This window comes from Mesobacillus sp. ABV4_180, from assembly GCF_056158485.1.
Map to the genome: position 1 here is coordinate 169,211 of NZ_JBSWTJ010000001.1, position 13,509 is coordinate 182,719.

Genomic DNA, 13,509 nt, shown 5'->3' on the forward strand with positions numbered 1-13,509 from the left:
TTCATCTATCCATGTCTTGTCCATGAAGTTTCCTCCATATCAAAAGACAAAAAGAAAAAGGGTTTTCACCTAAAAACCACATTTCCTGCAACGAACAATTATTTTGTTAGTTTTCCCTTAATGCCCAAAATTATACAACTTTCGATGAAATTAACAGACGAAAGGAAACTAATATATTGGCATTTTATAATATTAACATAGCGGTATTCTCACGTCAACATTTTACAGATTTGAGAATAAAGTATCCTTTACTTTTTGCCGCTACTTCTACATCACCAAAAAGTTCTTTCATTTTTTCCATCGCAGATGGAGCACCCTGCTTCTTCTGGATGACTACCCAAAGTTCTCCACCTTGGGTTAAATGGAGGAAACTTTGTTCGAAAATATCGTGTACGATCTTTTTGCCTGCACGGATCGGCGGATTTGTCAGGATTGCATTGAATCCTTTTTCCTCTACTCCTGTCAGCCGGTCGCTCTCATAGATTCGCACATTCTCTATGCTATTTTCGGCCGCGTTTTCCTTAGCAAGCGTGATCGCTCTTTCATTAACATCCACCATATGGACCACCGCTTCCGGATAAGCCTTTGCAAGCGAAAGCCCAATCGGCCCATAGCCGCAGCCAACATCCAGGATCAATCCGGCAGATTTCGTCAACTCAAAGGTATCAATCAGCAGTCGCGAGCCGAAATCAACTTCCTTTTTCGAAAAAACACCGGCGTCCGTCTTGAAACGGAAACTGCTTCCCTTCAATTCACTTTGCCATTTTACAGGATTGCTTTCAGTGCTGGGTTTGCGGGAGTAATAATGTTCAGTCAAAATCTCTCACCTCCACGGGGACTCTAGGCTTGAAGAATGCGATCGCGGATTGCATTGCTACTGCGGTATTATATACAATTTAAAATTAAAAAGCAAAAAAACGAAAAGCGCAAGCGCCTTGGTCAGCCCCGACAAGCGCTGGAGGTCCGACCAGTGAAGTCGTTCTTTGACTTCATTGGGCGGACCGAAATAGAAAAGTGTAGCCGACTGCCCAGAAATGCAGAAACTGGAGACTCCGACAAAGAAGCGCTTTTGCTTCTGCCGGCGGAGTTGAAGTTTCGGAGTTTCTAGGAGGCTAAACTAGACAAGCGACTCGAGGGGCTAGGCGCTGGAGCTGGACATTTCTCGAAGTGGATTTAACAATATCTTATAAACAGCTTTTATTTTTCCTTCAAAAGATAAAAGCGAAAAAAAGCTCGCTGTTAGCAGCGAGCTTTTTGTTGTAAGGTTGATTACTTAACTTCGACGTTAGCTCCAACTTCATCAAGCTTAGCTTTGATTTCTTCAGCTTCTTCTTTAGAAACGCCTTCTTTAAGAGCTTTTGGAGTGTTGTCAACAAGTTCTTTTGCTTCTTTAAGTCCAAGACCTGTGATTTCACGAACAACTTTGATAACCTTGATCTTCTGGTCACCAGCGCTTGCAAGAACTACGTCAAACTCAGTTTTTTCTTCAACAGCAGCAGCGCCAGCTCCGCCCATCATTGCTACTGGAGCAGCAGCAGTTACGCCGAATTCTTCTTCGATTGCTTTTACTAGATCGTTAAGTTCTAAAACAGTCATGCTTTTAACTGCTTCAATGATTTGTTCTTTAGTCATGATTTGTTTCCTCCTAATTGGTTAGTTTTTTATTTTTAAACCGTAAATATTAACTTACGCGCCTTGTTCTTCCTTCTGTTCCGCAACTGCTTTTGCAGCAAGAGCAAGATTGCGAATTGGTGCTTGAAGTACGCTGAGTAGCATAGAAAGTAGACCTTCGCGAGACGGTAGGTCTGCAAGAGCCTTGATTTCTTCTACTGTAACGATGTTGCCTTCAACCACACCCGCCTTGATTTCAAGAGCGTCGTGCTTCTTAGCGAATTCGTTAAGAATCTTAGCTGGAGCTACTACATCTTCAGCACTGAACGCGATTGCGTTAGGGCCAACTAATGATGCGTTTAGGTCAGCAAGTTCTGCTGCTTCAGCAGCACGGCGTGTCATAGAGTTCTTGTAAACTTTGAATTCAACGCCAGCTTCACGAAGCTGCTTACGAAGTTCAGTTACTTCAGCAACTGTAAGTCCGCGGTAATCAACAACAACAGTTGATTTGCTTTCTTTTAGTTTGCCAGCAATCTCGTCAACGATTTGCTTTTTTACTTCAATAACTTTGCTCATCATTACACCTCCTGTAGATTTGTGCATTTATACCGTGCAATTAAAAACCTCCGCATCTGGACAGACACGGAGGAAGTATACAATAGCAAATGGTGTTGCTCTATCGTATGACCTCGGCAGGTTATTAAGCAATAAGCCCCTGCTGTCTGCGGTACAAATGTTATTCTATTTTCACAACAAGAAGAATTATATCTAATGCTTCTTAAATTGTCAAATACTATTATTTTACAGTTGAAGGATCAACTTTAACGCCAGGTCCCATTGTAGTAGAGATCGTAACGTTCTTCATGTAAGTTCCTTTAGCTGCAGCTGGCTTAACCTTCATCATAGTTTCGAAGATCGTGTTGAAGTTTTCAACAAGCTTCTGGTCTTCGAAAGAAACTTTTCCGATAGGTACGTGGATGTTACCAGACTTATCAACGCGGTATTCTACTTTACCAGCTTTGATTTCGTTAACAGCTTTTGTTACATCAAATGTAACTGTGCCTGTCTTAGGGTTTGGCATTAAGCCTTTAGGTCCCAATACGCGGCCAAGCTTACCAACTTCACCCATCATGTCAGGTGTAGCAACGATTACATCGAAGTCGAACCAGCCCTGCTGGATCTTGTTGATGTATTCTGCATCGCCAACATAATCTGCACCAGCAGCTTCTGCTTCTTTCAGCTTCTCGCCTTTAGCGAATACTAGAACACGTTGAGTTTTACCAGTTCCGTTTGGAAGCACAACTGCTCCACGGATTTGCTGGTCAGCTTTCTTAGGGTCTACGCCCAAACGGAAAGCAGCTTCAACTGTAGCGTCGAATTTAACGATGCTTGTCTTTTTAGCAAGCTCTACAGCTTCTGCAACATTGTATGCTTGTGAACGATCTACAAGCTTAGCAGCTTCTAGATACTTTTTGCCTTTTTTAGCCATTTTAATTTCCTCCTGTATTGTGGTTTTAGCGGAATAACCTCCCACGATGTAAGACCAGCTGCCAGTTGGCAGCCTAGCCACACAACGAAAAGCGAAGGCGCCATTAAGGCGCCGTATCAGACAGATAAAAGGTTGCGAGTGAAATCTAATTCAGCTTCGCAACCCATCGATCTTCTGCAGCAGAAATTAGTCTTCGATGTTGATTCCCATGCTGCGTGCAGTACCTTCAACCATGCGCATTGCTGCTTCAACGCTAGCTGCGTTCAGGTCAGGCATTTTCTGTTCAGCAATCTCACGTACTTTATCACGCTTGACTGTTGCTACTTTATTACGGTTTGGTTCACCAGAACCAGACTGGATTCCAGCTGCTACTTTCAAAAGAACTGCAGCAGGAGGAGTTTTCGTAATAAATGTAAATGAACGGTCTTCAAAAACCGTGATTTCAACAGGGATGATTAATCCAGCTTGATCAGCTGTACGAGCGTTAAACTCCTTACAGAATCCCATGATATTAACACCGGCTTGACCTAGTGCAGGTCCAACTGGTGGTGCCGGATTGGCTTTACCAGCAGGGATTTGCAATTTAACCATTTTAATTACTTTTTTAGCCACGAGACACACCTCCTTAAAGTCCGTGATGTGGTAATAGGGGATTTTCCCCTCCCACTCATAACAAAAGTCTTTATATTAAATAAAGAACTTGACATATATCTGTCAATCGTCCAAGACATACTGACCTATGAAATATTAACACTTTTTAAACTTGATTTCAAGCTATTTCAAATTATAATTTTTGAATCTGTGAAAATTCAAGCTCTACCGGGGTGTCACGGCCGAACATATTGACAAGCACTTTAAGCTTCGCTTTGTCTTTATCGATCTCTTCGATTGTGCCAGTGAAGTTCGCAAATGGTCCTTCGCTGACCTGTACTGTTTCGCCAAGTTCGAAGTTGACATCGATTCTCTTCTCTTCCACACCCATGCGCTTAAGGATGAATGCTACTTCTTCAGGCAATAGCGGTGTCGGCTTTGATCCTGCTCCCGCAGAACCAACGAAGCCGGTTACACCTGGAGTATTGCGCACAACGTACCAGGAATCATCAGTCATCACAAGTTCCACCAGCACATAACCAGGGAATGTCTTGCGCTTAACGACTTTCTTTTTGCCATTTTTGAAATCTGTTTCTTCTTCTTCTGGTACAATCACACGGAAGATCTTATCCTGCATGCCCATCGTTTCGACGCGCTTTTCAAGATTCGTCTTTACCTTGTTCTCGTATCCTGAGTAAGTATGAACTACATACCAATTCTTTTCCATCATCGAGGACTAAATCGTCCGTCCCTCCCAAATTCAAAATGCAAGGGCTGCGTTCCGCCCTGACATTGAATGCGATTTTTTCAAGCAAATAAAAAACCCGTTATCCGGGCTTTTAAACTTGTCCTGCGTTATATTTTCCATTATACCATGAGTGCGCAGTGGTTATTCAAGAATTAAGCGAATCAATTCAGAAATACCAAGGTCTAGCACTGCAAAGAAAAGAGCAGCAAAAGCAACTGTAGACAAAACCGTAATTGTATAACGAGTCAGCTCTTTGCGTCGCGGCCAGCTGACCTTTCTCATTTCACGTCCAACTTCACTGAAAAACGTAGTGATGCGCTGCATTTTGTAACCTCCAACTTATCGGAATTCCATATGATGATCTATCTGTAAACCTTATTTCGTTTCCTTATGAACTGTATGGGCACCGCAATTGCTGCAGTACTTCTTCAGCTCGAGCCGTTCTGATTGCGTTTGCTTGTTGCTCGTGGTGGAATAATTGCGAGAGCCGCAATCCACACAAGCAAGGGTCACTTTTTTGTTCATATTGACACTGACACCCGCTTTGACAGGCTGATTCCATCCTTTTTCCTATGAAAACGCCATCTATTATATCTTTAAAAATGTACCATGGCTGATAGATTGTGTCAATAAGTGGTTCAATAGAAAAGCGCAAGTGCCTTGGTCAGCCCCGACAAGCGCTGGAGGGCCGACCGGTGAAGTCGCTTTTTGACTTTACCGGGCGGACCGAAATAGAAAAGTGTAGCCGACTGCCCAGAAACACAGAAACTGGAGACTCCGACAAAGAAGCGCTTTTTGCTTCTGCCGGCGGAGTTGAAGTTTCGGAGTTTCTAGGAGGCGAAACTAGACAAGCGTCTCGAGGGGCTAGGCGCTGGAGCTGGACAGTTCTCAAAATGAAAAATTTATAATTCCCGTTGCTAGATTAAAAGTCAGTTTTGTTGCTATTTTTCGTCAATTCAGCTTAGACTGACAGCTCTCTCAGCTCAAGATACCTCTCAAGCTTCCGCTTAACCCTCTGAAGTGCATTATCAATCGATTTGACGTGGCGGTTCAGCTCTTCAGAGATTTCCTGGTAGGATTGTCCGTCCAAATATAACGCGAGCACTTTTCTTTCGAGGTCACTCAACAGCTCAGACATCTTCACTTCAATCTGGTCGAATTCCTCCTGATTGATGAATAACTCCTCAGGGTCCATTACTTTTGCACCTGATAAGACATCCATAAGCGTCCTGTCCGATTCCTCATCATAAATCGGCTTGTCCAGGGAAACATAGGAATTCAGCGGGATGTGTTTTTGCCTTGTGGCCGTCTTGATGGCCGTAATGATCTGACGGGTAATGCATAGCTCGGCAAATGCCTTGAATGAGGTAAGCTTGTCCTCGCGGAAATCACGAATTGCCTTATAGAGGCCAATCATTCCTTCCTGCACGATATCTTCTTTATCGGCTCCGATTAAAAAATAGGATCGTGCTTTTGCGCGAACAAAGTTCCTGTATTTGTGAATCAGAAAATCTAGCGCATCACTTTCTCCTCTGTGCACCGCTTCTACAATTTCTTCATCTTCCAGCAATAAGTAGGCTTCATGTAAACGATTTCCGATGTCAGCACTCATTTCGATCCCCCCGCCCGCACGTACAGTTAGAAATATTATACAGCAGGCTTTTTTAGGGCGTCAACCGGTCAATGTTCCCCTCTGCGCCATTTTTCAAAAATTTCTGCCACTTCTTTTGTAAGCGGTATCTTGGCACTAGGCTTTTCTTCCTGGATTACCTTCACTCTTTTTTCAATTTTTTTTCCGATTAAATTTGTTTCATTAAGCAGCTCCCGTGCTGATTTCCTAAGGGCTCCCTGTCCAAAAATCGCCCATTGCTCAGTGAAATCGGAGGTAGCTACATGGATTTGTGTCTGGCGGCTGCTGAGTTCAATTGCCAGCTTTTCGATCCGTTCGTCTGCCGTTTCACTTTCTTTTGTAAAAATAACGTCCACCTTGTAATTTTTGTATTTTTTTTGTGTACCTGATACAAAGTGGGCGTCAAACACAATGATGACACGATAGCCTGTATAAGCCTGATATTCAGCCATGATTTCCACCAGCCTGTCCCTGGCGGCAGAAAGCTCTTTCTTCTTAAGGCTGTTCAGCTCCGGCCATGCACCGATAATGTTGTAGCCATCGACAAGCAGGATGTCCATTTCTATTCCCCTAGCGGATGACGTTTACGGTGAACTTCATACATCAGCAATGCCGCCGCAACAGAGGCATTCAAGGATGTTACATGTCCAACCATCGGAAGACTTAACAGGAAGTCACATTTATCGCGAATCAGCCTGCCCATTCCTTTGCCTTCGCTTCCGATTACGAGGCCTAAAGGCAATGCGCCGTCAATTTGGCGATAATCCTGCTTTGCAGAAGCATCGGTCCCTGCAATCCAGACACCGCGTTCTTTCAGCTCATCGATTGTTTGTGCCATATTTGTCACCCTGACAACCGGGATATATTCAATTGCTCCAGTTGATGCCTTTGCTACTGTTGCAGTCAGGCCAACCGCACGCCTCTTTGGAATAATGACTCCGTGTGCCCCGGATGCATCTGCCGTTCTCATGATTGACCCCAGATTATGCGGGTCTTCAATTTCATCAAGGAGAAGGAAGAATGGTGCTTCATTCTTTTTCTCAGCAGCAGTAAACAGATCATCAAGTTCAGCATATTCATAGGCTGCAACCTGGGCGATTACACCCTGGTGGTTTCCGTCAGTAAGCTGGTCAATTTTCTTCTTCGGAACAAATTGAACCATGACATTCGCTTCTTTTGCCATTCCAATGACCTGCTGCATCTGGCCGCCTTGTGAGCCTTCGGCAATCAGGATTTTGTTGATGTCACGTTCAGATTTCAATGCTTCGATAACAGGATTTTTGCCGATGATGTAATCCTGGTTTTCGTTCTCTTTTTGATGCTCGACAGATCTTTGAGCAGGAGCGTGGTCTCTTTTCTGTTCATGTTTTTGAAACTGGCCCTTGGCTGGCTTTCTTTTCGGCTTCTCATCCTGTCTCTGTGCCTGGTTACGGGCAGGTCTCCGCTTTTTGTCTTCATCTTGTTTTTGCCTATTGTTCCGGTTCTGTTTTTGTTTCTGGTTCTGGCTCATGTGGAATTGTTCCTCCCATCTATTCTTCAGCAAGTGCAAATACTGTGGTAATCAGTTCTTCTATCCGTTTCTCATTACCCGCCAGATACAAATAACCGATCAAGGCCTCAAAGGCTGTACTGTAACGGTATGTTTGGACATCAGTGTTTTTCGGGACAGATCCTGACTTCGCATTTCGGCCTCTTTTTGCAATCGTAATTTCCGATTCTGACAAAGCCTCCATCTCCAGAAGTTTATGCAGGAACTTGGCCTGCGACTTTGCTGATACGTATGCTGTCGCTTCTTTATGAAGCTGGTTTGGCCGCACCTTGCCGCTTTGCAGCAGGTGATGCCGTACATATAGTTCATATACGGCATCGCCCATGTAGGCAAGTGCAAGGCTGTTCAATTGTTTTTCATCTATTTTTTGTTCGTAATGCAGCATCATTTAGCCTCTTTTCCATCTGATGCCTTGTGGAGTATCTTCAATGATGATGTTCATATCCTTCAGCTGGTCGCGGATTTCATCAGCCAGCTTGAAGTTTCGCTCCTTGCGCGCCTGAGTCCTTTTTTCGATCAATGCTTCGATTTCCTCATCAAGCAAGTCTTCGTTCTTCAATGATAGTCCCAGGACATCGAACAATGCTTCGAATTCATTCATGAATGCCTTGATGACTTCCACAGATGTATTTTTTTCCATCAAATACAGGTTGGATAGTTTAGATAGGTCAAATAAAACGGACACACCATTTGCTGTATTGAAGTCGTCATCCATATCCTTGATGAATTGCTCATGCAATGCTGTAATTTTATCAAGCCATTCCTGATTGTTGTCCGTCAGCTCAGCGCTGGCTTCCATGCGGTGCTTCAGGTTCTGGTATGAAGTTTTCAGGCGCTCGAAGGCAGCCTTTGTATTTTCAAGCAGTTCCTCGCTGTAATTGATTGGATTTCGGTAATGCACGGACAGCATGAAAAATCTTAAAACCTGCGGGTCATGCTTTTTGATGATGTCGTGGACAGTGATGAAGTTCCCCAGAGACTTCGACATCTTTTCATTATCGATATTGATATATCCGTTATGCATCCAGTAGCGGGCAAACGTCTTGCCTGTCATTGCCTCTGACTGGGCGATTTCATTTTCGTGATGCGGGAATGCCAGGTCCTGGCCGCCGGCATGGATATCGATTGTATCGCCGAGGTATTCGCGAACCATTGCCGAGCACTCGATGTGCCAGCCCGGGCGTCCTTTGCCCCACGGGCTATCCCAGGAAATCTCGCCCTCTTTCGCTGTCTTCCAAAGTACGAAGTCAAGTGCGTCCTGCTTCTTTTCGCCCACCTGGATTCTTGCACCAACTTTAAGCTCTTCAATGGATTGGTGCGAAAGCTTTCCGTAACCATTGAACTCCCTCGTGCGGAAATATACATCCCCGCCAGACTCGTACGCATACCCTTTATCAATCAACGCGCTGATGAATTCAATGATCAGGTCCATTGTTTCGGTTACCCTTGGATGGACATCCGCTTTTTTGCAGCCTAGAGCGTGGACATCCTCAAAATAAGCATTGATAAAGCGCTCCGCGATCGCTGGAACATCTTCACCCAGTTCATTCGCAGCCTTAATCAGCTTATCATCGACATCCGTGAAGTTCGAAACAAAACGGACATCATAGCCACGGAATTCGAGATAGCGGCGGACCGTATCGAAAACAATGGCCGGCCGGGCATTTCCGATATGAATGTAGTTATAGACGGTAGGTCCGCAAACATACATTTTCACTTTCCCCTCTTCTAGCGGGATAAACTCTTCTTTATTTCGTGTAAGTGTATTATAAATTTTAATTCCCATCTTCCATGCCCCTTCCTTGCTTTGCTTCCTCGAATTCTTTTTGCAATCTGACTGAATCAAGTTCGTTTTTCATTCTTTCCAATTCCATTTCAATCCCTTTGCATCTATCTGCTACCGGATCCGGCAAATCGCGATGATTCAAATCTTTTTTGATCCTGACGCCATCCTGGATGACAATTTTACCCGGGATGCCTACAACGGTGGAATTCGGCGGCACATCCTTAAGGACAACCGATCCCGCACCTACTTTAGAATTCTCCCCAATCGTGATGGAACCTAAAACCTTCGCACCCGTTGCAATCAGGGCATTGTCCTTGACGGTCGGGTGCCGCTTGCCTTTTTCCTTGCCGGTTCCACCCAGAGTCACTCCCTGGAATACCGTTACATTGTCGCCAATTTCACAAGTTTCCCCAATAACGACACCCATTCCGTGGTCGATGAAGAAACGTCTGCCGATCTTCGCTCCAGGATGGATTTCAACTCCCGTGAAGAAGCGGCTGATTTGCGAAATCGCCCTTGCGATAAAATAAAATTTCCGTTTATAGAAAGCATGCGCCAAACGATGGGCCCAAATCGCATGCAGTCCTGCGTAGGTTAAAACCACTTCCAGTGCACTTCTGGCGGAAGGGTCCTGGTCAAAGACAACCTCGATATCTTCCTTTAACATTTTGAACACGGAGAAATCCCCCTTTTTTTTGAAAAGTGTAAGCGCCTTGGTCAGCCCCGACAAGCGTCTCGAGGGGCTAGGCGCTGGAGCTAGACAATTCTCGTAGTGATTTTATACTTTCTTATCTCACAAAATAAAAAAACGCCCCTGTCGTAAACGACAGAGACGCTTTATATGCGCGGTTCCACTCTGTTTAGGCCACCTTGAAATCATGGTTCGGCCTCAACTTTAACCTATTAACGGGAGGTCCCGCCCGATACTACTCAGGCACGTTGCCTTTTCGCAAAGGGACTCCGAGGCGCATTTCAAAAAAATGAGAGGCCTGAACCACTTTCAGCCGGTGATGGTTCTCTCTAATAAGCGTCATCCTTCTACTTTTCCTCTTCAACACTTTGGTTGGTATGGAATTACTCTTACTATATTACATTTTTGTTCATCTGTTAACTAGTCTGCTTAAAAAAGTTATTAGCCCAACAGTTTTTGAACTCTTTCGATGACCTTTTCTTTGCCGATCAGTTCCATCGCAAGCATCAGGTCCGGTCCATGGGTCTGTCCAGTCGCAGCCGCACGAATCGGCATGAACAGTTTTTGGCCTTTTTGCCCTGTTCCTTTTTGAACTGCCTTGACCGCAGCCTTGATGCCGTCAGCCTTGAATTCTTCAAGCTGTTCGATTTCACCAAGGAACGATTTCAGCACTTCAGGTACCTGCTCGCCTGCAAGAACCTCATTTGCTTCTTCATCGTAGTTTACCTCATCGCGGAAAAATAAATCAGACATCTCGACGATTTCTGCACCGAAGCTCATTTTATCATGGTACAAGGAGATAAGGCTGCGAACCCATGCATTCTCCTCTTCCGAACGGTTTTCACTGACCTTGCCCGCCTTGATAAGGTGTGGCAGCGCAAGCTCGACAACTCGGTCAAGTTCAACTTTTTTCATATATTGATTGTTCATCCAGGCAAGCTTCTGCTGATTAAAAAGGGCAGGAGATTTTGACAGTCTTGCCGGATCGAAAATCTCGACGAATTCATCCTTTGAGAAAATTTCTTCCTCTCCTGATGGAGACCAGCCAAGAAGCGTAATGAAATTGAACAAAGCTTCAGGCAGATAGCCAAGCTCTTCATACTGCTCAATGAACTGGATGATGGATTCGTCACGTTTGCTCAATTTCTTGCGGCTTTCGTTAACGATCAATGTCATATGGCCAAATACAGGCGGCTCCCAGCCGAATGCTTCATAAATCACCAGCTGCTTCGGTGTATTGGAAATGTGGTCATCTCCGCGAAGGACATGGGAAATCTTCATCAAATGGTCGTCAAGTACAACTGCATAGTTATAAGTCGGCGTGCCATCCTTCTTAACGATGACAAAGTCGCCCATTCCGTCGGACTCAAAGCTTACTTCGCCTTTTACCATATCATCAAACTTGATGATCTTGCCTGCAGGCACCTTGAAACGGAGGCTCGGCTGGCGTCCTTCCTTTTCAAACTGCTCCTGCTGCTCGGCAGTCAAGTTGCGGCATCGTCCAGAATAGTGAGGAGTCTCATTGCGTGCAGCCTGCTCCTCGCGTTCAGCCTCAAGTTCTTCCTCTGTACAATAGCACTTGTAGGCAAGACCTTTTTCAAAAAGCTCCTGGTTATATTTCTCATAAATATGATTGCGTTCTGACTGTCGGTACGGTCCATACTCGCCGTCGACGTCGACGCTCTCATCCCAGTCAATACCAAGCCATTGAAGGTATTTCAGCTGGCTTTGCTCTCCGCCTTCGATGTTTCGCTTCTTGTCTGTATCTTCAATACGGATGATGAACTTTCCGCCCCTGTTCCGCGCGAATAAATAATTGAATAATGCTGTACGGGCGTTCCCGATATGTAAATGCCCCGTCGGACTCGGTGCGTAACGCACACGGATATCTGATGACATAGTGAATCCTCCTCTAATATAGCTGTCCATTATTGTATCATTTTCGATAGGAAAAGCGGAAGAGCCTTGTTGAACCACTGCAGGTTAAAAAAGGTCTATTTGTCCGCCTGCTTCAGCAGAACTGTCGCCTGTGCGGCAATGCCTTCTCCTCTGCCCGGGAACCCGAGCTTCTCTGTCGTGGTTGCTTTAACATTGACCTGGTCAGACGTACCTTCCAATAACACGGCAATCCTTTCCCTCATCGCTCCGATATGCGGCGCCATCTTCGGCTGTTGTGCGATGATCGTGCAGTCGATGTTGACCAGCTCATAGCCTTTTTCCTTTACAATCTTCCATACATGTTCAAGTAATTTAGCAGAATCGGCATCTTTGAACTCGGGATCGGTATCAGGGAAATGTCTGCCGATGTCCCCTTCACCAATCGCACCAAGGCATGCGTCTGCGACGGTATGTAAAAGCACATCCGCATCTGAGTGGCCCAGCAATCCTTTTTCATAAGGAATCGTGATTCCGCCGATGATCAGCGGTCGTCCTTCAGTCAGTTGATGTACATCGAATCCTTGTCCAATACGAAACATAATGAATAACTCCTTTTATGGTTAAGCTGTTTTTTGATAAAGACTGTTGATTTTCGTTCCAGGCGCTTCGCTTTCCGCGGGCAGTCTGGGAGCCTCCTCGGCGCTTTAGGCGCCTGCGGGGTCTCCCATGACTTGCTGATCCCGCAGGAGTCTTCGCGCCTTCCACTACAATCAACAGATTTAAAAAATCAACATTAGGCTACAACAAAGGCTATAAAAAAACTGTATTAATCTCTCGATTCCTTCTGCTTGCGCAGGATCGCTTCGGCAAAATATAGATCTTCTGGTGTTGTCAGTTTTATATTATCATAGTCTCCTTCAATGATGCTGACGGGATGGGGAAGCCTTTCCACAAGACTTGATTCGTCGGTGCCCAGGAATTGTTCTCCGGCTGCCTTGTTATGTGCTTCAAGCAAAACGGATACGCGAAAAGCCTGCGGTGTCTGGACGGACCAGAGGCTTGCACGCTCTACTGTTTCGCTTACCTGTCCGTTTACCGCTTTTTTGATTGTGTCTTTGACGGGAACAGCAACAATTGCGCCGCCTTCCTTATTGGCCGCTTCCACGAGCCTATGGATCGTTTCGACTTTGATGAAAGGCCTGGCTGCGTCATGAACGAGCACGACGCCATCGGCAGATCCCGCTGCCATCAATCCATTATAAACACTGTCCTGGCGCTCTTTGCCACCGGTGACAAGCGAAGATACCTTATTGATTCCGTACTTTTTCAATAAAGTTTTAAATTCTGCCTCATCATCCGGATGGATGGCGAGTATCATCCCGGAGCATTCCGCATCGCTTTCGAACACCTTTAACGTATGGATGAGGACAGGAATACCCTCCAATGTGAGCAATAGCTTATTCTTCCCTGCCCTCATCCGCTTCCCCTGTCCCGCTGCCGGGATAATGACCTGGTAAGGCATGATGAAAACTCCAA

The 13,509-nt window shown here is 45.2% G+C and carries 17 protein-coding genes and 2 other annotated features; all 17 genes read right to left on the reverse strand.

What is annotated here, in order from left to right:
• Window positions 1-214: 214 nt before the first annotated feature.
• The 17 genes from ACXAEA_RS00950 to ispD all read right to left on the reverse strand — a co-directional run bounded on the left by ACXAEA_RS00950 (window position 215) and on the right by ispD (window position 13,495).
• Window positions 215-817 (reverse strand): class I SAM-dependent methyltransferase, encoded by a 603-nt coding sequence (locus tag ACXAEA_RS00950; protein WP_475094111.1) that lies wholly within the window; start codon window positions 815-817, stop codon window positions 215-217.
• Between the two features lie 452 nt (window positions 818-1,269).
• Window positions 1,270-1,632, reverse strand: coding sequence for a 50S ribosomal protein L7/L12 (rplL, locus tag ACXAEA_RS00955; protein WP_475094112.1), 363 nt, complete (start codon window positions 1,630-1,632; stop codon window positions 1,270-1,272).
• 54 nt (window positions 1,633-1,686) lie between these two features.
• A complete protein-coding gene (gene rplJ / locus ACXAEA_RS00960; protein WP_475094113.1) occupies window positions 1,687-2,187 on the reverse strand; it encodes a 50S ribosomal protein L10 in 501 nt (166 codons plus the stop codon).
• A gap of 32 nt (window positions 2,188-2,219) precedes the next feature.
• Window positions 2,220-2,357 (reverse strand) — a sequence feature (ribosomal protein L10 leader region).
• 50 nt (window positions 2,358-2,407) lie between these two features.
• Window positions 2,408-3,100, reverse strand: a complete 693-nt coding sequence (rplA, locus tag ACXAEA_RS00965) for a 50S ribosomal protein L1 (RefSeq protein ID WP_475094114.1) — start codon at window positions 3,098-3,100, stop codon at window positions 2,408-2,410.
• A 186-nt stretch (window positions 3,101-3,286) separates the two neighbouring features.
• A complete protein-coding gene (gene rplK / locus ACXAEA_RS00970; RefSeq protein WP_144481271.1) occupies window positions 3,287-3,712 on the reverse strand; it encodes a 50S ribosomal protein L11 in 426 nt (141 codons plus the stop codon).
• 172 nt (window positions 3,713-3,884) lie between these two features.
• Window positions 3,885-4,418: a transcription termination/antitermination protein NusG gene (nusG, locus tag ACXAEA_RS00975; protein WP_475098029.1), complete on the reverse strand. Its 534-nt coding sequence runs from the start codon at window positions 4,416-4,418 to the stop codon at window positions 3,885-3,887.
• A gap of 162 nt (window positions 4,419-4,580) precedes the next feature.
• Window positions 4,581-4,763 carry a preprotein translocase subunit SecE gene (gene secE, locus ACXAEA_RS00980; protein WP_475094115.1) on the reverse strand — a complete coding sequence of 61 codons (183 nt, stop codon included), beginning with the start codon at window positions 4,761-4,763 and terminating at the stop codon, window positions 4,581-4,583.
• Window positions 4,764-4,814: 51 nt separating this feature from the next.
• Window positions 4,815-4,964: a 50S ribosomal protein L33 gene (gene rpmG / locus ACXAEA_RS00985; RefSeq protein ID WP_475094116.1), complete on the reverse strand. Its 150-nt coding sequence runs from the start codon at window positions 4,962-4,964 to the stop codon at window positions 4,815-4,817.
• Window positions 4,965-5,400: 436 nt separating this feature from the next.
• Window positions 5,401-6,051, reverse strand: a complete 651-nt coding sequence (sigH, locus tag ACXAEA_RS00990) for an RNA polymerase sporulation sigma factor SigH (RefSeq protein WP_475094117.1) — start codon at window positions 6,049-6,051, stop codon at window positions 5,401-5,403.
• A gap of 68 nt (window positions 6,052-6,119) precedes the next feature.
• The gene (locus ACXAEA_RS00995; protein ID WP_475094118.1) at window positions 6,120-6,629 is read right to left on the reverse strand and encodes an NYN domain-containing protein; all 510 of its coding nucleotides are present in this window, start codon (window positions 6,627-6,629) and stop codon (window positions 6,120-6,122) included.
• Between the two features lie 2 nt (window positions 6,630-6,631).
• Window positions 6,632-7,360: a 23S rRNA (guanosine(2251)-2'-O)-methyltransferase RlmB gene (rlmB, locus tag ACXAEA_RS01000; RefSeq protein WP_475098030.1), complete on the reverse strand. Its 729-nt coding sequence runs from the start codon at window positions 7,358-7,360 to the stop codon at window positions 6,632-6,634.
• A gap of 238 nt (window positions 7,361-7,598) precedes the next feature.
• Window positions 7,599-8,003: a Mini-ribonuclease 3 gene (locus ACXAEA_RS01005; protein ID WP_475094119.1), complete on the reverse strand. Its 405-nt coding sequence runs from the start codon at window positions 8,001-8,003 to the stop codon at window positions 7,599-7,601.
• A 3-nt stretch (window positions 8,004-8,006) separates the two neighbouring features.
• Window positions 8,007-9,404, reverse strand: coding sequence for a cysteine--tRNA ligase (cysS, locus tag ACXAEA_RS01010; RefSeq protein ID WP_475094120.1), 1,398 nt, complete (start codon window positions 9,402-9,404; stop codon window positions 8,007-8,009).
• Window positions 9,394-10,080, reverse strand: a complete 687-nt coding sequence (gene cysE / locus ACXAEA_RS01015) for a serine O-acetyltransferase (RefSeq protein ID WP_475094121.1) — start codon at window positions 10,078-10,080, stop codon at window positions 9,394-9,396. Before cysE ends, cysS begins: the two co-directional genes overlap by 11 nt.
• A 149-nt stretch (window positions 10,081-10,229) precedes the next feature.
• Window positions 10,230-10,468, reverse strand: a binding site (T-box leader).
• 68 nt (window positions 10,469-10,536) lie between these two features.
• Window positions 10,537-11,994, reverse strand: coding sequence for a glutamate--tRNA ligase (gene gltX, locus ACXAEA_RS01020; protein ID WP_475094122.1), 1,458 nt, complete (start codon window positions 11,992-11,994; stop codon window positions 10,537-10,539).
• 95 nt (window positions 11,995-12,089) lie between these two features.
• Window positions 12,090-12,572 (reverse strand): 2-C-methyl-D-erythritol 2,4-cyclodiphosphate synthase, encoded by a 483-nt coding sequence (gene ispF / locus ACXAEA_RS01025; protein ID WP_475094123.1) that lies wholly within the window; start codon window positions 12,570-12,572, stop codon window positions 12,090-12,092.
• Between the two features lie 227 nt (window positions 12,573-12,799).
• Window positions 12,800-13,495, reverse strand: a complete 696-nt coding sequence (gene ispD / locus ACXAEA_RS01030; RefSeq protein ID WP_475094124.1) for a 2-C-methyl-D-erythritol 4-phosphate cytidylyltransferase — start codon at window positions 13,493-13,495, stop codon at window positions 12,800-12,802.
• Window positions 13,496-13,509: the final 14 nt, after the last annotated feature.